15 protein-coding genes are annotated in these 18588 nt (G+C 72.3%); 5 read left to right on the top strand and 10 right to left on the bottom strand.

Annotation, left to right across the window (positions count from 1 at the left end):
* Nucleotides 1-97 precede the first annotated feature (97 nt).
* The 6 genes from recO to ACFWBT_RS01420 all read right to left on the bottom strand — a co-directional run bounded on the left by recO (nt 98) and on the right by ACFWBT_RS01420 (nt 5851).
* Complete coding sequence (gene recO / locus ACFWBT_RS01395) at nt 98-844, bottom strand: DNA repair protein RecO (RefSeq protein ID WP_266758538.1); 747 nt, start codon at nt 842-844, stop codon at nt 98-100.
* A gap of 216 nt (nt 845-1060) precedes the next feature.
* The gene (locus ACFWBT_RS01400) at nt 1061-1762 is read right to left on the bottom strand and encodes a hypothetical protein (protein ID WP_385694396.1); all 702 of its coding nucleotides are present in this window, start codon (nt 1760-1762) and stop codon (nt 1061-1063) included.
* Between the two features lie 206 nt (nt 1763-1968).
* The gene (locus tag ACFWBT_RS01405) at nt 1969-2640 is read right to left on the bottom strand and encodes a response regulator (protein ID WP_385694399.1); all 672 of its coding nucleotides are present in this window, start codon (nt 2638-2640) and stop codon (nt 1969-1971) included.
* Nucleotides 2637-4004 carry a sensor histidine kinase gene (locus ACFWBT_RS01410; protein ID WP_385694401.1) on the bottom strand — a complete coding sequence of 456 codons (1368 nt, stop codon included), beginning with the start codon at nt 4002-4004 and terminating at the stop codon, nt 2637-2639. The genes ACFWBT_RS01405 and ACFWBT_RS01410 overlap by 4 nt, the downstream gene beginning before the upstream one ends.
* A gap of 350 nt (nt 4005-4354) precedes the next feature.
* Nucleotides 4355-4762: a protein phosphatase gene (locus ACFWBT_RS01415; RefSeq protein WP_385694562.1), complete on the bottom strand. Its 408-nt coding sequence runs from the start codon at nt 4760-4762 to the stop codon at nt 4355-4357.
* Between the two features lie 348 nt (nt 4763-5110).
* Complete coding sequence (locus tag ACFWBT_RS01420) at nt 5111-5851, bottom strand: FadR/GntR family transcriptional regulator (protein ID WP_385694565.1); 741 nt, start codon at nt 5849-5851, stop codon at nt 5111-5113.
* Nucleotides 5852-6112: 261 nt separating this feature from the next.
* On the opposite strand from ACFWBT_RS01420, the gene ACFWBT_RS01425 reads away from it, so the two are divergent.
* From ACFWBT_RS01425 to ACFWBT_RS01445, 5 genes are read left to right on the top strand one after another with little or no spacing between them, the layout of a single operon-like run.
* Nucleotides 6113-7741: an ABC transporter substrate-binding protein gene (locus ACFWBT_RS01425; RefSeq protein ID WP_385694404.1), complete on the top strand. Its 1629-nt coding sequence runs from the start codon at nt 6113-6115 to the stop codon at nt 7739-7741.
* A 19-nt stretch (nt 7742-7760) separates the two neighbouring features.
* Nucleotides 7761-8723 carry an ABC transporter permease gene (locus tag ACFWBT_RS01430; RefSeq protein ID WP_385694407.1) on the top strand — a complete coding sequence of 321 codons (963 nt, stop codon included), beginning with the start codon at nt 7761-7763 and terminating at the stop codon, nt 8721-8723.
* On the top strand, nt 8720-10696 hold the full coding sequence (locus ACFWBT_RS01435) for a dipeptide/oligopeptide/nickel ABC transporter permease/ATP-binding protein (RefSeq protein ID WP_385694409.1): 1977 nt from the start codon (nt 8720-8722) through the stop codon (nt 10694-10696). The genes ACFWBT_RS01430 and ACFWBT_RS01435 overlap by 4 nt, the downstream gene beginning before the upstream one ends.
* 31 nt (nt 10697-10727) lie before the next feature.
* Nucleotides 10728-11831, top strand: a complete 1104-nt coding sequence (locus ACFWBT_RS01440) for an oligopeptide/dipeptide ABC transporter ATP-binding protein (protein WP_385694411.1) — start codon at nt 10728-10730, stop codon at nt 11829-11831.
* Nucleotides 11828-12763 carry a dihydrodipicolinate synthase family protein gene (locus ACFWBT_RS01445; protein ID WP_385694413.1) on the top strand — a complete coding sequence of 312 codons (936 nt, stop codon included), beginning with the start codon at nt 11828-11830 and terminating at the stop codon, nt 12761-12763. Before ACFWBT_RS01440 ends, ACFWBT_RS01445 begins: the two co-directional genes overlap by 4 nt.
* A 105-nt stretch (nt 12764-12868) precedes the next feature.
* On the opposite strand, the gene ACFWBT_RS01450 is transcribed toward ACFWBT_RS01445, so the two are convergent.
* The 4 genes from ACFWBT_RS01450 to ACFWBT_RS01465 form a co-directional block, all read right to left on the bottom strand.
* A complete protein-coding gene (locus ACFWBT_RS01450) occupies nt 12869-14080 on the bottom strand; it encodes an exo-alpha-sialidase (protein ID WP_385694416.1) in 1212 nt (403 codons plus the stop codon).
* 176 nt (nt 14081-14256) lie between these two features.
* Nucleotides 14257-14934: a response regulator gene (locus ACFWBT_RS01455; protein WP_385694419.1), complete on the bottom strand. Its 678-nt coding sequence runs from the start codon at nt 14932-14934 to the stop codon at nt 14257-14259.
* Nucleotides 14931-16202 (bottom strand): sensor histidine kinase, encoded by a 1272-nt coding sequence (locus tag ACFWBT_RS01460; protein ID WP_385694567.1) that lies wholly within the window; start codon nt 16200-16202, stop codon nt 14931-14933. The genes ACFWBT_RS01455 and ACFWBT_RS01460 overlap by 4 nt, the downstream gene beginning before the upstream one ends.
* Before the next feature lie 150 nt (nt 16203-16352).
* A complete protein-coding gene (locus ACFWBT_RS01465; protein ID WP_385694421.1) occupies nt 16353-18446 on the bottom strand; it encodes an MMPL family transporter in 2094 nt (697 codons plus the stop codon).
* Nucleotides 18447-18588 lie beyond the last annotated feature (142 nt).

Genomic DNA, 18588 nt, shown 5'->3' on the forward strand with positions numbered 1-18588 from the left:
TTCTCGTCTCCCTCTTGCTTGCGCTCGGCGCTCGTCTTGCTGTGGCTCTGCTTGCCGTTGGTGCTGTTCTCGTCGTTCCCGCGTGCCCGGGTGGCGCCTACTTCTCCACGAAGCGCAGGGAACGCAGTCCGCGCTCCAGATGCCAGTGCAGATAGGCCGACACCAGCCCGCTGCCCTCCCGGACGTGCCGCGGCTCGCTCGCGTCCGCCGTCTCCCAGTCTCCCGTGAGCAGCGCACCGAGGAGTTCGAGGGCCTGAGGCGAGGGTACGACGCTGCCGGGCACCCGGCAGTCGACGCAGACGGAACCTCCCGCCGCGACCGAGAAGAACCGATTCGGTCCCGGCATGCCGCATTTGGCACAGGCGCTGAAGCTGGGCGCGTAGCCGTTGACGGCGAGGGAGCGCAGCAGGAAAGCGTCGAGGACGAGGTGCGGCTCGTGCTCGCCCCGGGCGAGGGTGCGGAGTCCGCCGACCAGCAGCAGATACTGCTGCACCGCGGGCTCCCCCTCGTGGTCGGTGAACCGCTCGGCGGTCTCCAGCATGGCGGTGCCCGCGGTGTAGCGCGCGTAGTCGGTGACGATTCCGCCACCGTACGGAGCGATCGTCTCGCTCTGCGTGCACAGGGGCAGGCCGCGGCCGATCAGTTCGCTGCCGCGCGCGAAGAACTGCACGTCCACGTGGGAGAAGGGTTCGAGGCGCGCCCCGAACTTGGACTTGGTCCGCCGGACGCCGCGTGCCACCGCCCGTACGCGCCCGTGACCGCGGGTGAGCAGCGTGATGATCCGGTCCGCCTCACCCAGCTTCTGGGTGCGCAGCACGATGCCGTCGTCGCGGAACAGACTCATGCGGCCCATTCTCGCCTACGGCGCCCGCGCCCCGGTCCCGATGGGCCTCTTTGCGCCCGGGCACCCCCACGACGCGCCTCACGCCGACCGCGGGCGGCTCCGCGCGGAAGGGTCCCGGCCCGCCCGGCATGGTCCCGGTCCGCCCACCGAGGGTCCCGGCCCACCCGAAGGTTCCGGCCCGCCGCCGAGCGCCCGGGCGGCGGCCTTCGTCTCCGGTCAGGCGACGCGTTCCAGGCCGGCCTCCACGGACTGCCGAGTGCCGTTCCGCTTGGTCGACTCGTAGGCGAAGTCCATGGTGTCCCCGGGGTTCAGCGTGAGGGTGATGCGGCCGTTCGTGACGCAGTTGCCGGACTGGATGTTCTCCCCGAGCGTCACCTGGTCGCCGCCGCTGACCGTCGTCAGGGTGACGACGCCGTAGCAGTCGGAGGACTCCATCGCGTAGTGGATGCTGCCGACCTGTTCCCGCCGGGTCCCCCCGCCCAGCTCCACGGTGACGCGGTAGTGGTCGGTCCTGGAGGCGTCGACCTCCTCGGCGTAGCCCTGCCAGCGTCCGAGGAATTCCTCCGGCAGACCGACGGCCGCCGGAGCCGTGGAGGCCCCTTCGGACACCGCGGGCGCGGCGGACACCTCGGGTGCGGCGGACGCGCTCGGCGGCCCCGACGTACGGGGAGCACCGGCTTCATCGGGCCCGCCCGGTGTGCCCGAGGCGGAGGACGCGCCGCCGAGTGACGGACGGGAGTCGCGCTGTTCCACCTCCCCGCTCAACTGCACGAACAGTCCGATCAGAGCCGCGACGACCGTGGCGGCTGCGCCGATCAGGGCCACGACGAGCGCGGTCCGATGGGAGTCGCCCGGGACCGGTTGGGCCGGGCGCTGAGGCCTCGCGTAGGGATCCGTCGGGGACTGCGGTCTGGTCATGGCGCTGCCTCGGGTCCGTGGTTCTGAGGAAGATCAGGCCATATTGCCGCCCAGACACCGCGGTTGTGCGACTTTCACGCAAAACTACGGAATAGATCATGGTGAATCGATTCGCCCGGCTTGCGTCACCGGCGTCGCGGCCAACACCGGCGCCATCGGGCCCGGACATCCGGTGCGCACCCACCCGGTGCGCGGTCCTCCCGCCCTCACCGGTTCACGGACACCAGCCCCGCCTCGTACGCGATGATCACCAGCTGGACGCGGTCCCGGGCGTCCAGCTTCGAGAGCAGGCGGGTGAGGTATGTCTTCGCCGTGGCCACGCTGATGAAGAGCCGCTCGGCGATCTCCGTGTTGGACAGCCCGGTACCGACCAGCGTCAGGACCTCACGCTCGCGTTCGGTGATGCCCTTCAACTCGCGCTGTGCACGCGCCAGTTCTGGCCGGGAGGCGGTGAAGTCCCGGATGAGCCGGCGCGTGACGCCGGGGGCGATGAGAGCGTCCCCGGCCGCCACCACGCGGACCGCCGCGATGATGTCGTCCAGCGCCATGTCCTTGACCAGGAACCCGGACGCGCCGGCGCCCAGCGCCCTGTAGACGTAGTCGTCGTCGTCGAAGGTCGTGAGGACGACGATCCTCGTCTCGTTCCGCGGCTCGGCAGCGTCCGCGGCGATCCGGCGCGTCGCCTCGATGCCGTCCATGCCGGGCATGCGGATGTCCATGACGACGACGTCGGGGCAGAGTCGCGCGGCAAGGGCCACCGCCTCCGCGCCGTTCTCCGCCTCGCCCACCACCTCCAGGTCCTCGATATCGGCGATGACCATGCGCAGGGCCGTGCGGATGAGCTGCTGGTCGTCGGCGAGGACCACCCGGACCGTCATCGTGCGGCCGCCGTGCTCGTGGCCGGGAGCGGAAGGCGGGCGCTCACCCGGAAGCCGCCCTCGGGGCGCGGGCCCGCGGTGAACTCACCGTGCAGCAGGGCTGCCCGCTCACGCATGCCGATGAGGCCGAATCCCGTGTCCGTCGTACTGCCCCTCCCCCGGCCGTCGTCGGTGATCTCGACGGCGACCTCGGTGTCGCGGAGGTCGACGGTCACCCGGCAGGCGGTCGTCGCCGCGTGCCGTACGACGTTGGTGACGGACTCCTGGACGATCCGGAACGCGGACAGGTCGATGTCCGGCGGGAGTTGAGGCCGCGCGCCCGTCCAGTGGACGTCCACGCGGACCCCCGCGGCCGTCGTCGCGGCGGCCAGCCGGTCGAGGTCGGCGAGTCCCTCGGCGGAGCGCAGTGGCGCGGCCTCGGGGACGCGGGACCGGTTGTCGGCGGGCGCGGGGCTACGGCCCGGCCCTCCGGGACCGTGTTCGGGAGACCGGCCGGGCGCGTCGGAGTCGCCCTGTCCGCGCGATCCGCCCGGCGCGTCGGAGAACACACCCAGGGCTCCGGGCGGGTGGGGCCGGTCGGCCTGGTCGGCCTCGCGCAGCGCGACGAGCATGCGTCGCAGTCCGGCGAGGGTCTCCCGGCCGGCCGTCTCGACCGCCGTCATCGCCTCGCGGGCGGCATCCGGCTGGGTGTGCACGACCCGGGCCGCCGCGCCCGCCTGGAGGGCGATGATGCCGATGCTGTGGGCGACCATGTCGTGCATCTCCCGTGCGATGCGCAGACGTTCGTCGGTGACGGCCTGGCCCGCTGCCCGGACGCGCAGTTGCTCGGCGTGGGCGCGGGTGCGGTGGGTGGCGTCGCCGAGCAGCCAGGAGACGACGACGGTCAGGGCCACGGTCAGGGCGACGAGTGTGCCGACGCCCCATCCGTGCAGCAGCCTCACCGTCAGCCAGGCGACCAGAAGGGCGAGCGCCAGGGTGAGCGCGGCGACTCCGGTACGGCGGGGACGGCCGGCCGCGATGAAGTAGAGGGCGATGTCGACGGCCAGGTACTGGGCGAGCTGGATCGCTCCCACGGCGAGGTTGACGGTGATCAGGGCGGCCGCCGCGAGCAGCAGGGTGAAGGCGGTGAGGGGCCGGCGCGCGAGCAGCCGGCTGCCTGCCAGGGCCAGGGCGCATGCCACCGCGAGGAACAGCAGTCCGTCCCAGCGGTAGAACTGAGCGGCGACCAGCTCGTTCGCCGCCGTCTCGCCGGGCAGCCGAACGCGCGCGAGGAACGTGAACAGGGTGCTGGCGCACCAGGCCAGGGCCACCCAGGCGCCGGGCGGCACGCGCTTGAGCGGGGGAAGCGGCGGCGTGACATGCATGCGCCGATCGTAGGCAGGCGGTGCGGCGCGGGCATCAGCCCGTGGACGTACAACCGGGGTCGACATACCAGTTTCTCCGGGCACCGTTTCGGCCTGGATGTCGGCGGTCACCGTGTGCGTGCAGACATGGCAGTTCCCGTCGACGGGCGGCAAGGGAGTGCCGTACACGGCGGGGTACTTCGGGCCGCACCACCGAAGCGGGGCCCTGGCCGGGGGCTGTGCCGCCCGGCCAGGGCCTCTCTGTGCGGCGGGAGGGCCGTCCGTGGGCTCAGGCGGCGATGGCCACCCGGACCCGGATCGGAGCCAGAGCGGCACCCCCGGAAAGAGGCGTGGGCAGCACTCACCCCAGCTCACCTCACGCCGAACCGGCGGACGTACGCGCGCTGCCACGGTGTCTCCACCGCGTGCCGGTCGTAGTGCCGGCGTACGTACGCCACCGCCTCCCCGGGCGGTACGCCGTCGAGGACGGCGACGCAAGCCAGGGCCGTGCCGGTGCGGCCCCGGCCGCCGAAGCAGGCGATCTCGACGCGTTCGCCGGCCGACCGCCGCCAGGCCTCGGTGAGGACCGCGCGGGCCCCGGCGCGGTCGGTCGGCAGCCAGAAGTCCGGCCAGCGCAGCCAGTGCGCTTCCCAGGGGACCGGAGGCGGCTGTCCGCCGAGCAGGTGAACGGCGTACGTGGGCGCCGGGCCGCCGTCGGCGGGGAGCGGCCGGCGCAGGGCCCGGCCCCGTATCAGTCGCCCGGAGGGCAGGGACAGCACACCGGCGCCACCCGGGTCCCAGGCACCACCGTCGGCACCGCTGCCGACACCACCGTCGGCATCGCTGCCGGACCGCGCGCCGGGGTGCGATCCAAGGTCAGCGTCAGGTTCGATTTCGGCCACGGGACCAGCGTAGGGCGGGGCCGCGTCGCCCCGAGGGCCAAGGGGCAGAAGAACGGGCCCGGGAAGCGCAGGGGCGGGGAGCAGGGTCGGGGCAGGGGCGGGGAGAGCAGGGTGGGGAAGCGCAGGGCCGGGGAGCAGGGTCGGGGAAAGCAGGGTGGGGAAGCGAGGGCCGGCCGGGGCGGGGAGCGCAGGGCCGGGAAAGCAGGGGCGGGAAAGCAGGGCGGGTCAGCTCACCCCGCGCGATCCCTGGGCGGCGCGGGCCTCGATCCCGCGGAAGTGGTCGGACATCGCGCGCTGGGCGCCCTCGACGTCCCGTGCCCGCAGGGCGGTGAGGATGTCGCGGTGGCGGCGGGCCGTCACCTCCGGGGTGATGTCGTCGGTCCAGCCGCGCACCACGGCGACCCGCCGGAAGACGGTCCAGAAGGCGCCGAGCAGCTGGGGCACCAGCGGGTTGCCGAGCGACGCGTACAGCAACTCGTGGAACTCGCTGTCGAGTTCGGGGAAGGAGCGCCCGTCGCTGCCCGCCGACTCCATCTCCGTGACGACGGATTCGAGCCGGTCCAGCTCCTCCTCGGTCAGCAGCTCCGCCACGCGGCTTATCAACCCCTCCTCCAGCACCTCGCGGACCTGGAGGATCTCGGCGAGCGCCCCGGTCGGATCGTCCGGACGGGCGAGCGTGCGGAAGGTCAGTCCGTCGACGAACGGCGTCATGGACGCCTCGCCGACATAGGTGCCGTAGCCGTGCCGGATCTCGACTATGTCGAGTGCCTGGAGGGCCTTGAGCGCCTCACGGACCGAGTTGCGGCTCACGCCGAGATCGGTCATCAGCTCGGTCTCGGTGGGCAGCGGCGCACCGGCCGGAAGTCCCTGGTCGAGGATCAGCTGCATGACCTCGCGCTGGATCTGACTGCTCACCCGCCGCTCGGGACGACGCCGGTTCCCGGTCTCCTCAGGCATGCGCCGCATCGTACGCTCGCTGGACATCGGACGTCCCACCTCCGGGCTGATTAAACGCCAAGTTCGGCCAACTACCCCTGTTTCAGACCGTCATTGGTCGCACCGTTGGAAGATACGCCATTCGTGTGCGATCCCTTGACCCCCTCCGCGCCCCCTCCTATGGTCACGCTGCCCCCTATGACGTAGGACGTCGTATCTCCTGCTCCAGGGCCACCGAACCGACCGCTCCACCGGACCGCTCCACCGGACCCACTCCTTGCTGGAGGAACCGTGCGCGACGTGCCCCCCACTCCGGCGCTGCACCGCCGGTCGTTCCTGAAGTACACCGGCGCCCTGGGCGTGGCCGCCGCCGTCTCCTCGTCCCTGGCCGCCTGCTCGTCCGGGCCGGAGTCCACGAACGACACCGGCGGCTCGGGCAGTGGCAGGAACGCCACGCTGACGGCCGTGATCGGCTACGGGAACGACGGCAGCTGGGACCCGACGCAGACCGCGTCGGCCTTCTGCATGGCCGCCAACAACCACATCTACGAGGGCCTGCTCGACACCGACCCGATCTCCCGCGAGCCCTACGCCGCGCTCGCCACCCAGGTGCCCGCCGACCTCACCGGCACGTCCTGGAAGTTCACGCTGCGGGCGGGTGCCACGTTCCACGACGGGAAGCCGGTCACCGCCGACGACGTGGTCTTCGTCTTCGACCGGATACTGGATCCGAAGACCCAGACCCTCGCCAAGGGCTTCTTCGCCCCCTGGCTGAAGGAAGTGCGCAGGATCGACGCGCGGAACGTCGAGCTGGTCCTCAAGTTCCCCTTCCCGGAAGGGATCTCCCGGCTCACCCTGGCGAAGATCATGCCCCAGCACGTCTTCTCCCGGCCGGGCGCCTGGGACGACGCGATCAAGGGCAAGGCGATCGGCTCGGGGCCGTACCGGCAGACCGCGCACCACCCGAAGTCGAACACGACCTTCGAGGCGTTCGCCGCCTACAACGGGCCGCGCAAGCCCGCGTTCCAGAAGATGAACTGGCTGACCATAGTGGACGCCGCGCCCCGCGTCGCGAAGATCTCGGGAGCGAGCGCCGGTGCCCAGATCGCCGACAACATCCCGTACGCCAACATCGCACAGCTCCGCAAGGGCGGCATGAGCGTCCAGGGCGGCGCCGGCATGAACAACCTGTTCCTGATGTTCAACACCCGGCACAAGCCCTTCGACGACGTGCGCGTGCGGCAGGCCCTGCACTACGCCATCGACACCGGGAAGATGGTCGAGGTCGCCCTCAAGGGGCACGGCAGGCCGTCGACGTCGTTCCTGAACGAGGCCAACCCCTCCTACCGGCCCGCGAAGACCGTCTACGCCTACGACCCGGAGAAGGCGAAGAAGCTCCTGAAGGAGGCCGGGGTCGAGGGGCTGAGGATCGAGATCCTGTCGGTGAACGTCAGCTGGATCGTGGACTGCCTGCCGACCGTCAAGGCGTCCTGGGACGCGATCGGCGTGCGGACCACGCTGTCCCCGCAGGAGACCACGGCCGTGTTCACCAAGATGGACCAGAAACAGGACTACCAGGTCGTCGCCGCCGCCTCGAACCCCAACCAGTTCGGCCTCGACGCCGACCTGATCATGCATTACAACTACGGCCCCCAGAACCTCTGGATGGGCTACGCCCGCTGGGCCGGTGACCCGGTCGCCAAGAAGCTCTTCAAGGACATGGACCGGGCGACGCGGGAGCCGGACGCCGACAAGAAGAAGACGATGATCCAGGACTACATCGACGTCGTCGCCGAGCAGGCCGTGCTCTACCCGGTCGTGCACAACGAGCTGATGACGGCGTGGAATCCGCGGCGGCTCGCGGGGATGAGGCCGCAGCCCTACCCGGGCATCAACCTGCTGCAAGCCAAGTGGGTCTAGGCGACAGGGGAGTTCGTACGTGGTCGCCATCGTCAGGATCCTGCTGCGCCGCATCGCGCTGCTCGTTCCGCTGATGCTCGGGATCGTCCTGTTCGTGTTCCTGGTGATGCGGTTCTCGGACGTCGATCCGGCGTCCGCGTTCTTCCAGGGCGCCAACCCGACCCCGCAGCAACTGCACGACTTCCGGGAGCAGAACGGCCTGCTCGATCCGCTGCCCGTGCGCTACTTCCACTTCGTGGCGGACCTGGTGCACGGGGACATGGGCACCAGCGCGCTGACCCGGGCGCCGGTCGTCGAGCAGGTCACCACCGCGCTGCCGCTCACGCTCCAGCTGACCTTCCTGGGGCTCGGTGTCGCGGTGGTGCTGTCGCTGCTCGGCGGGATCACGGCCGCCATCCACCGCGACCGGCTGCCCGACCAGATCATCCGGGTCGTGTCCCTGACCGGGGTCGCCGCACCGGGCTTCTGGCTGGCCCTGTTGATGATCCAGTATCTCGCCGTCGACCAGGGCTGGTTCCCGACCGGCGGTTACATCAACCCGGCCGACTCGCTCTCCGGCTGGCTCAAGACCATGGCGCTGCCCGCCCTCGCGCTCTCCCTGCCGGTCGCGGCCCAGCTCACCCGGATCGTCCGGACGTCCGTGGTCGAGGAACTCGACAAGGACTATGTGCGCACCGCGATCGGCAGCGGGCTGCCGCCCCGGGTGGTCGTCGGCCGCAACGTCCTGCGCAACGCCCTGATGAACCCGCTCACCGTGCTGGGCCTGCGCGTGGGCTATCTGCTGGGCGGCGCGGTCGTCATCGAGACGATCTTCTCGCTGCCCGGCATGGGCAAGTTGATGATCGACGCCGTGAAGAACGGTGACCCGGCGGTCGTGCAGGGCGTCGTCCTGACCACGGCCATCGGCTTCGTGGTGGTGAACCTCGTCATCGACATCCTGTATCTGCTGGTCAACCCGCGACTGAGGGAGGCGACCCGATGATCACGCGGAAGGAACTGGCGAGGGTCCTCGCCCGGCCGGGTGTCCGGCTGCGCGGCCGGCGCAGGCTGCCGCCGCTGCCGAGGATCGCGGTCTGCTTCCTGGCCGTGGTCGTCCTGGCGGCACTGTTCGCCCCCCTGCTCGCGCCGCACGACCCGCTCGACCAGCAGCCGCCGGTGGACGGCACCGGGCATCCGTCGTCCGGTCACTGGATGGGGCAGGACAGTCTCGGCCGGGACATCCTCAGCCGGCTGATGTACGGGGCGCGTTGGTCGCTGGCGATCGGTCTCGGCGCCACCGCGCTCGCCCTGGTCGTGGGGGCGCTGCTCGGCGCGCTCGCCGCGACCTCGCGCAAGGCGGTCGACGAGACGCTGATGCGCTGCCTGGACGTCGTGATGGCGTTCCCCGGCATCGCGCTCGCCGCCGTGCTCGTCGCCGTGTTCGGCGGCGGCATCACCGTCCTGATCTGCGCGATCGCGTTCCTGTTCACCCCGCCGGTCGCCCGGGTCGTCCGGGCGAACGTCCTCGACCAGTACGGGGAGGACTACGTCACGGCCGAGCAGGTGATCGGCGCCCGCACCCCGCACATCGTCCTCAGGCACGTGGCCGTCAACTGCGCTGCGCCGATCCTGGTGTTCTGCACCGTGCAGGTCGCCGAGGCCGTCGTCTTCGAGGCCTCGCTGTCCTTCATCGGCGCGGGCGTACGGCCCCCTGACCCGTCCTGGGGCAGTGTCATCGCCGACGGCAAGAACATGGTGCTGACCGGCGGCTGGTGGGCCACCGTCTTCCCCGGCCTGCTGATGCTGGCCACCGTCCTGTCGCTGAACATCCTCTCCGAGGGTGTCTCCGACGCGTGGGCCGCTCCGGCGGCCCGGGAGGGGTCCCTGCCCCCCGCCGAGGACCGTCTCGAAGCCCCCGAACCGGGCAGCGGCACGGTCCTCGAACTCCCCGGTCTGGCGGAGGCCGCCGCGCGGCTGCGCGCACGGGCCCGTCCGCTCCCCTCGGGACGGCAGCCCGTCCTCGCCGTGGAGCACCTGGCCATCGGCTTCGACCACCGCCACAGCGGTGTGGACATCGTCGACGGCATCAGTTTCGAGGTGTATCCCGGTGAAGTCCTGGGCCTGGTCGGCGAGTCGGGCTGCGGGAAGTCGCTGACCGCCCTGACGGTGATGGGCCTGGAACCGAAGGGCGCCCGGGTGCGCGGCCATGTCCGTTTCAACCAGCGACAGTTGGTGGGCGAGCCGATGCGCGTACGACGCCGGCTGCTGGGCCACGAGATGGCGATGGTCTACCAGGACGCGCTGTCGTCCCTGAACCCGGCGATGACGATCAGGACGCAGCTGAAGCAGGTGATACGGCGGGGCGGCAGGCGCACGGCGGCCGAGCTCCTCGAACTGGTCGGCCTCGATCCCGAACGCACCCTGCGCAGCTACCCGCATGAGCTCTCCGGCGGACAGCGCCAGCGCGTCCTGATCGCGATGGCGCTGTCCCGCGAGCCCCGGCTGATCGTCGCGGACGAACCGACGACGGCCCTGGACGTGACGGTCCAGGCACAGGTCATGGAGCTGCTGCTGCGGCTGCGGGCGGAACTGGACTTCGCCCTGATCCTCGTCTCGCACGACCTGGCGCTGATCTCGGCGGTGACCGACCGGGTGGTCGTGATGTACGGCGGCCAGATCGTGGAGACGGGGGTGACGGCGGACCTGGTGGAGTCCCCGGCGCACCACTACACGCGCGGGCTGCTCGGCAGCGTGCTGTCTTTGGAGTCGGCGGCGGAGCGCATGACGCAGATCAAGGGAGTCGTCCCCTCCCCCGCCGACTTCCCGGCCGGCTGCCGCTTCGCCGACCGGTGCCCGATGGCGAGCGAGGTGTGCCGGACGACGGCACCGGACCTGGTCGGGCCGCACACGCACACGGCGGCCTGTCATCACCCGGCCGTCGACCTGGTGACCACGGAGAGCGAGGCCGTGACATGACGATTCCGCCGATGGCGCCCGGGGCGGTCCGATGACCGCGCCGGTGCGGGAGGGCGAGGTCCACCGGACGGACGCGCTCGTCCGGCTCACCGACGCGCATGTCGTCCACAAGGCCCGCAGCGGCGGTGTGTTCACCCGGGACCGGGTGTACGCCCTGACCGGCGCCGATCTCACCGTCGTGCCCGGCGAGACGATCGGCGTCGTCGGCGAGTCGGGCTGCGGCAAGTCGACTCTCGCGAAGGTGCTCGTGGGGGTGCAGCGGCCGACCTCCGGCACGGTGACCTTCCGCGGCCGTGACCTGTGGTCCCTGAAGCCGGACGAGCGGCGCGCCGCCGTCGGCGGCAGCACGGGCATGATCTTCCAGGACCCGTCGACGGCTCTGAACCGCCGACTGCCCGTACGCCGGATCCTGCGCGACCCGCTGGATGTGCACCGGCGCGGCACCGCGGCCGAACGGGCGGACCGGGTCAAGGAGTTGATGTCCCTGGTCGGTCTGCCCCGGGCCCTCGCGGACGCCCTTCCCGGCCGGCTCTCCGGCGGTCAGCGCCAGCGTGTGGCGATCGCCCGCGCCCTGGCCCTGGATCCCGACCTGGTGGTGGCCGACGAACCGACGAGCGCGCTGGACGTGTCGGTGCGCGCGCAGATCCTCAACCTCCTCCTCGATCTGAAGGAACGCCTGGGCCTGGCAATGGTGTTCGTGTCCCACGACATCCAGACGGTACGGCGGATGAGCGACCGGGTGATCACGATGTACCTCGGCCGGATCGTGGAGGAGTCGCCGGCCGACGAGGTCACCGACCGTTCCCGTCACCCGTACACCCGGGCCCTGTTCTCGGCGACTCCGGGCCTGCTGGATCCGATCGACCCGATTCCGCTGACCGGACCCGTCCCTTCGGCGACCCGCCCGCCGAGCGGCTGCCCCTTCCGCACCCGGTGCTGGAAGGCGGACGAGGAGTGCGCGACCCGGATGCCGGAGTTCACGGCCGCGTCGACCCCGGGTCACCGCTTCCGCTGTCACCATCCTGTGGAGGAGGGCCGGCCGACGCGCACCCTGGTCGCGCAGGCCGAGTCCGCCGCCGCGGCCGCCGCCCTGGCCGATCTTCCGTTCCAGCAGCACATCCGGGAGCCTTCATGACCTTCCCCGCCCCGCTGACCGGTGTCGTACCGCCCGTCTGCACGCCCCTGACACCGGACCGCGAGGTGGACGTCCCGTCGCTCACCCGGCTGATCGACCACCTGGTGGACGGCGGGGTGCACGGCCTGTTCGTCCTCGGCTCGACCTCCGAGGTGGCCTATCTGACGGACGCGCAGCGCAGGCTCGTGGTGGAGACGGCGGTGGGGCACGTCGCCGGCCGGCTACCCGTCCTGGCCGGTGCGATCGACATGACGACGCCGCGCGTCCTGGACCACGCGCGGGCCGCCCGCGCCGCGGGCGCGGACGCGATCGTCGTCACGGCCCCGTTCTACACACGCACCCATCCCGCGGAGATCGCCCGCCACTTCCGCGCCGTCGCCGCCGGCGCGTCGCTCCCCGTCTTCGCGTACGACCTGCCTGCCTCCGTCCACACCAGACTGAGCCCCGAACTGGTCCTCGAACTCGCCGCCGACGGCGTCCTGGCCGGGCTCAAGGACTCCAGCGGTGACCTCGGCTCCTTCCGCGCGGTCGTCAGCGGCGCTCGCAACCACCCCGGCATCAGCGGCTTCACCGCGCTCACCGGCTCCGAGGTGGTCGTCGACTCGGCGCTGGCCCTCGGCGCGGACGGCGCGGTCCCCGGCCTGGCCAATGTGGACCCGGCGGGCTACGTGCGCCTGTACGACCTGTGTGTGGCGGGCGACCGGGAGCGGGCCCGGGCGGAGCAGGAGCGGCTGTGCGAGCTGTTCGGCATGGTGGGCGTCGGCGATCCCGCCCGGATGGGCGGCAGTTCCTCGGCCCTCGGCGCCTTCAAGGCCGCGCTGTTCCTGCGCGGCGTCATCGACTGCCCCGCGACAGCGGAACCCCAGGTGCCGCTGTCGCAGGAGGAGGTCGAGCGGGTCGGGAAGTATCTGGCGGGGGCGGGACTGCTCTAGCCGAGCGGGACTGCTCTGGCCGGGGGGTCTGCTCTGGCCGCCGGGACTGATCGGGCCGGGGCCGGGCGCCCTGCCCCGGCAGGCACCCTGCCCGGCGGGGACCCGCTACCCCCGCAGCCCGTTCACCGGCAGGCGTCGGAACTCGATCGTCTCGTACGGTCCCGCGACGCCGGTCTCGTAGAGGACGCCGACCCGGGAGGCTCCGAGCTGGACGAGGTCCGAGTACGCCGCACGCTGTGTGGACAGGGTGGTCGCCTTCACGAAGGCCGCGCCGCCCGTCGTACTGCGCCAGACGGCCATCGACTGGCGGGCGGTGGGGACGGAGGGGCCGGAGAAGAGGAGCGGGGCGGAGCGGCCGGTCAGCTGGAGGACGCTGCCCTGGACGACGGGGACGTCGTCCAGGGTGGGCTGGACGGCGAAGGGGCGGTCCAGGGTCTCGGCACCGTCGCTGGAGTAGGCGTCGAGGCGGTTGCCGGGTCTCGTGCCGTTCTGGTCGCGCGAGCTGAAGTAGAGCCTTCCGTCGGGGAGTTCGGCCACCGTGCTCTCGTTGGCGTTGACGGTCCCGTCGTACGAGTCGTCGATGAAGCCGAGCCGCCAGTGGAGCCCGCCGTCGTCGCTGTAGAGCGCGTGCGCCCCGTAGTACTTGGACTCCTGACCGGTGTCGGCGGACCCGGCGGGCGGGGCGGCGGAGTGGTCGGCGGGCACGACCAGGCGCCCGGCGTGCGGTCCGTGGCGCAGGGCGATCGCGTGACCGGGGCCGGTGGCGTACCAGCGCCAGCCCGGCAGCTTCGCCCGATCCGTGATGTCCCGCGGGGCGGAGAAGTGCCGCCCGTCGTCGCGGCTGGTCTGGACGAAGACGCGCCGGCTCTGGTCCACGGTGACCTCGCCCCGCATGATCTGCGCCTCGGTCACGGCACCGCTGTTGTAGGACGTGAGGAGGACGATCCGGCCGGTCCGGGGATCCACCACCGGCGCCGGGTTGCCGCGGGTGTCGCCGCCGCCGGACGCGACGACCCGGAGCGGGCCCCAGGTGCAGCCGCCGTCGGACGAACGTCTGAGGACGACATCGATGTTCCCGGTGTCGCCCGCGCCGCTGTGCCGCCCCTCGGCGAAGGCGAGCAGCGTGCCGGCCCGGGTCGTGACGGTCGCGGGGATGCGGTACGTGTCATAGCCCTCCTGGCCCGCGGTGTACGGGACGGAGGAGGTGCAGCCCCGGCCGGCCAGGGGCGCGGCGGAGGCGGTGCCGCCGGTGGCGGCGAGGACGGTGAGGAGTCCGGCGGCTGCTGCGAACGCGACCATGCGGCTCATGCTGGTCATGGCACTCCCTGGACTACGTCGGACATAGGACGTGGGATGTCCTGGAGAACCTAATGTGCCCCAGGTGTCACAGCAATACCCGGGTTTCCACGGCGTGTTGACGGGACGTCAGTGCACTCTGACGTCATGTCGGACCGGTGCGGCCACCCGCCGGGGCTCGTCCGCGCGCCGCCGGATCAGGCCCGGCCCGCGTCTCCCGGGGTCACCAGGCCCGACTCGTACGCCACGATGACCAGCTGGGTCCGGTCGCGGGCGCCCAGCTTGCCCATGATGCGGCTGACGTGGGTCTTCGCGGTGAGCGGACTGAGCCCGAGCGCCGTCGCGATCTCGGTGTTGTTGAGTCCGCGCGCGACCAGGCCGAGCACCTCGCGCTCGCGCTCGGAGAGCCCCTCGGGGCCGCCCACCACGAGTGCGGGAACCGAGGGGGCGCGCAGGAAGCGGGCGACCAGGCGGGCCGTCGGACCCGGTGAGAGCAGCGCGTCCCCGGCGGCCACCGTACGGATCGCGTCGAGGAGTTCGGCGGGCCGGGTGTCCTTCACCAGGAAGCCGGAGGCGCCCGCGCGCAGGGCCTCCACGATGTGCTCGTCGGTGTCGTACGTGGTGAGGACGAGCACCTTGACCCCGGCCAGGCTCTCGTCGGCCGCGATGAGCCGGGTCGCCTCGATGCCGTCCAGGTCGGGCATGCGGATGTCCATCACGATCAGGTCGGCCCGCTCGCTGCGCGCCAGTTCGACGGCTTCCCGCCCGGTGGCCGCCTGCCCGACCACCTCCATGTCCCGTGCCGACTCCACGAGCATGGCGAACGCGGCCCGCACGAGGTTCTGGTCATCGGCCAGGAGCACACGGATGGTCATCGGGCCTCGCCCCTTCCGGCTTCGACCGCGGCCGAAGGACCGGGTCCTGGCACGGAATCGAGGAGGGCCGTCTGCTGTTCGGGCACGCTCCCCAGGGGCAGCACCGCCAGCACCTCGAATCCGCCCCCTTCCCGTGTCCCGGCCTCCACCGTGCCGCCCACACTACGAGCCCGTTCCCCCATGCCCATCAGGCCGAAGCCGGGCGGGCCGCCCGCGTCGCCGATGCCGTCGTCGGTGACCGTCACGCGCAGGGCCCAGCCGTCCGTGCGCAGGTCCACCCGGACCGTCACGCCGGGGCCCGCGTGCCGTACCGCGTTGGTCAGCGCCTCCTGGACGATGCGATAGGCGGCGGCGCCCACGGCGGAGGGAACGTTGTCCGCCCGTACCCCGGTCGGCGCCTCCACCTTCGCGCCCGCCGAACGGGCCGCCGCCACGAGATCGGGCACCCCGTCGAGGCCGGGCAGCGGGCCCCGCCCGTCGCTTCCGCCGTGCTCGGAGGCGCGCAGCACCTCCAGCGTGGTCCGCAGTTCACCGCGCGCGGTCCGGCAGGTCTCGGAGATGTCGTCGAGGGCCTCGGCGACGGCCGTCCGGTCGAGGCGGTCGGGGTCGGCGGCCAGGACGTGCGCGGCGACGGAGGTCTGCACGCCGATCAGGGTGATGCTGTGGGCGAGCAGATCGTGCAGGTCACGGGCGATGCGCAGGCGTTCCTCGGCGACCCGGCGGCGGGCCTCCTCCTCGCGGGTGCGTTCGGCGCGCTCGGCACGTTCGACGACCTCGGCGAAGTACTGCCCGTGCACCCGGACGTACACGCCGAGGACGATGAACGCGACGATCCAGCCGGTGACGCGCAGCGCCTCGGCGCCCTCGGCGGCGCCCTGCCCGAACTTGACCGCGAGCATGATGCCGACGACACCGGTGCCGATGACCAGGGAGCGCAGCGGGCGCCCCGTGACGGCGACGGTGAACAGCGCGGTCATCGAGACGAGCAGCGGCGCGCTGTGGTTGAAGTCGAGTGCGTGGTAGGGGCCGACGCAGGCGACGAGCGCGAGGAACGCGGCGAGCGGGGCGCGCCGTCGCCAGACCGGCGGGAGGTGCGCGGCGGTCAGCAGGGTCCAGCCGAGCGCGTCCGGACGCCGGCCGTCCGCGTGCACGGTCAGCGCCACGGTCACGTCGGCGAGCAGCAGCGCGACGGCGAGCAGCGCGTCCTGGCGCAGGATCCGCGCCGGGTCGACACTCCCCCGGTACCCGAAGCCGGTGAGGTGCAGCATGCGTTTGACGTCCACCGCTTCATCCTCCGTGAGGGGGCGCCCCTCCGGGAGAGGAGGGGCGCCCGATGTCCGTTGTGCGAGGGCCGGCCGGCTCGGCGTCCGGAGTCCGAAGGCCATGTCGGCCCGGCGGCCGGGGCCGAGCCGGGCGGCTCAGCCGACGGGGACGGGCTCCTGCCGCCCCGCCTCCTCGGTGTCCGGCTCGCGCGAGAGGCCGCCCGGCCACCACACCTTCCGTCCCAGCGCCACGCTCGCGCTGGTCACCAGGTACGTACGGACGAGGAAGGTGTCGAGCAGCACCCCGACCGAGATGACGAAGCCGAGCTCGACGAGCTGGAGGAGCCCCATGTTCGTGAGCACCGCGAAGGTGGCCGCGAGGACGAGGCCGGCCGAGGCGATCACGCCTCCCGTGGTGCGCAGCGCGGTGAGCGCGGCGGCGGCCGGTTCGGCGCCGGACAGGGATTCCTCCCGCATCCGGTGCATGAGGAAGATCCCGTAGTCGACGCCTAGGGCGACCAGGAACACGAAGGACAGCAGGCCGAGGCCGGGATCGGTCCCCTCGAACCCGAACAGCGGTCCGAAGACGAGGCCGCCGATGCCGAGTGCCGCGCCCCACACCGCGATCACGGCGGCGACGAGCAGCAGCGGGGCGACCAGGCTGCGCAGCAGTGCGACGAGGATCAGCAGGACGGAGGCGAGCACGATGGGCACGACGACGAGCCGGTCGCGGGCGTTGGTGTCCTGGAGGTCGATCTGCTGGGCGCTCGGGCCCCCGACGTACGATCCGCCGAGGTCCTCGCGCAACGCCTTGATCGTGGCGGTCTCGGCCGCCGACTGGGGCGCGCCGCGCGCGATGACGGAGATCTCCGTCCAGCCTCCCTCGCTCCGCCCGCGCTCGGCGCTCGCGACCCCGGCGTGGCCGCGCACCGCGGCCAGCGCCGCGTCCGCCCGGCCGGTGGGGGTGATCACGGTGATCGGCTGGGTGCCCTTGCCCGGGTAGGCGCGGGCGAGTATCTCCATCGCGGCGACCGAGTCGGGCCGGTCGACGAAGGAGTCCTGCTGCTTGAGCGGGCCCGGCAGGTTCAGGGTGCCGAGGGCGAGTGCGCCGAGCAGGACGGCTCCGCTCGCGAGGACGACGAGCGGCCGGCGTCCGGCGGAGGACCCCATCGCGGCGAACAGGCCGCGCCGCGCCTTGGGCTCGGCGCCGTAGGCGGGGACCAGCGGCCAGAACACCCGGCGCCCGAGCAGGACGAGCACGGCGGGCAGCAGGGTCAGCATGGCGAGCAGGGCGCAGAGCACCCCGACCGTGCCCGTCGGGCCCATGCCCCGGCTGCTGTTGAGGTCGGCGGCGAGCAGGCAGAGCAGTCCGGCGGCGACGGTGCCGGAGGAGGCGAGCACGGCGGGCCCGCAGCCGCGCAGGGCCTCCTTCATGGCGTCGTAGGGCCGTTCCACGCGCCGTAGTTCCTCGCGGTAGCGGGAGATGATCAGCAGCGCGTAGTCGGTTCCGGCGCCGAAGACGAGGATCGTCATCACGCCCGAGCTCTGGCCGGAGACGCTGGTGCCGAACGCCTGGTGGAGTCCGTAGGCGACGCCCATCGACAGATAGTCGGCGACGCCCGCGACGGCGAGCGGCACGAGCCACAGCAGCGGGCTGCGGTAGATGAGGATCAGCAGGACGGCGACCACGCCCACCGTGGTGTAGAGCAGCGGTCCGCCGAGGGAGTTGTACACCTCGCCGGCGTCGGTGGCGAGGGCGCCGGGCCCGCCGACGTCGACGCTCATCCCGTCCGCGTCCCGGGCGACGTCGCGTACGTCGTTCACGAACGCGTCGCGCTTCTTCTCGTCGGTGCCGGGCGCGGTGCTGGCGACGGCGTACATCAGCGTGCTGCCGTCCCGGGAGGGCACGGCCTCGGGGGTGCCGGTGAGGGGGTTGGCCCGGGTCACCTGGGAGACCTGGCGGGCCGCCGTGGCCCGGTCGGCGGCGCGGAGTCCTCCGTCGCGGTGGTAGACGAGGACCAGTTCGGTGGCCTCGCCGCCGGGCAGCCGGTCCTCGATCCTGGCGGCCTGGGTGGAGTCGGCGCTCGCCGGCAGATAGTCCACGGCACGGTCATGCTGCACGTCCGCGAGCTTCGCCGCGAACGGCCCGACGGCGGCCAGTACGGCCACCCACAGCCCGAGCAGCACCCAGGGCACGGCGGTCCGCCGTCCTGGGCCTCTCCTCGTCTTTCCGGCCTTCTCGGGCCCCATGGCGGGGTCCTCCCCTTCTCGCGGAATGTCTGGACAGACACCAGACTCCCGGCGCGAGGGGCGGCATTCGTCGCGCGGAAGGGCGAGTTCGCGGGTACTGCGAGGGGTGGCCCGGGGGCCGGACTACTCCCCGGGGAGTAAC

The sequence above is a fragment of the Streptomyces sp. NPDC060027 genome (assembly GCF_042737005.1).
Taxonomy (GTDB): Bacteria; Actinomycetota; Actinomycetes; order Streptomycetales; family Streptomycetaceae; genus Streptomyces.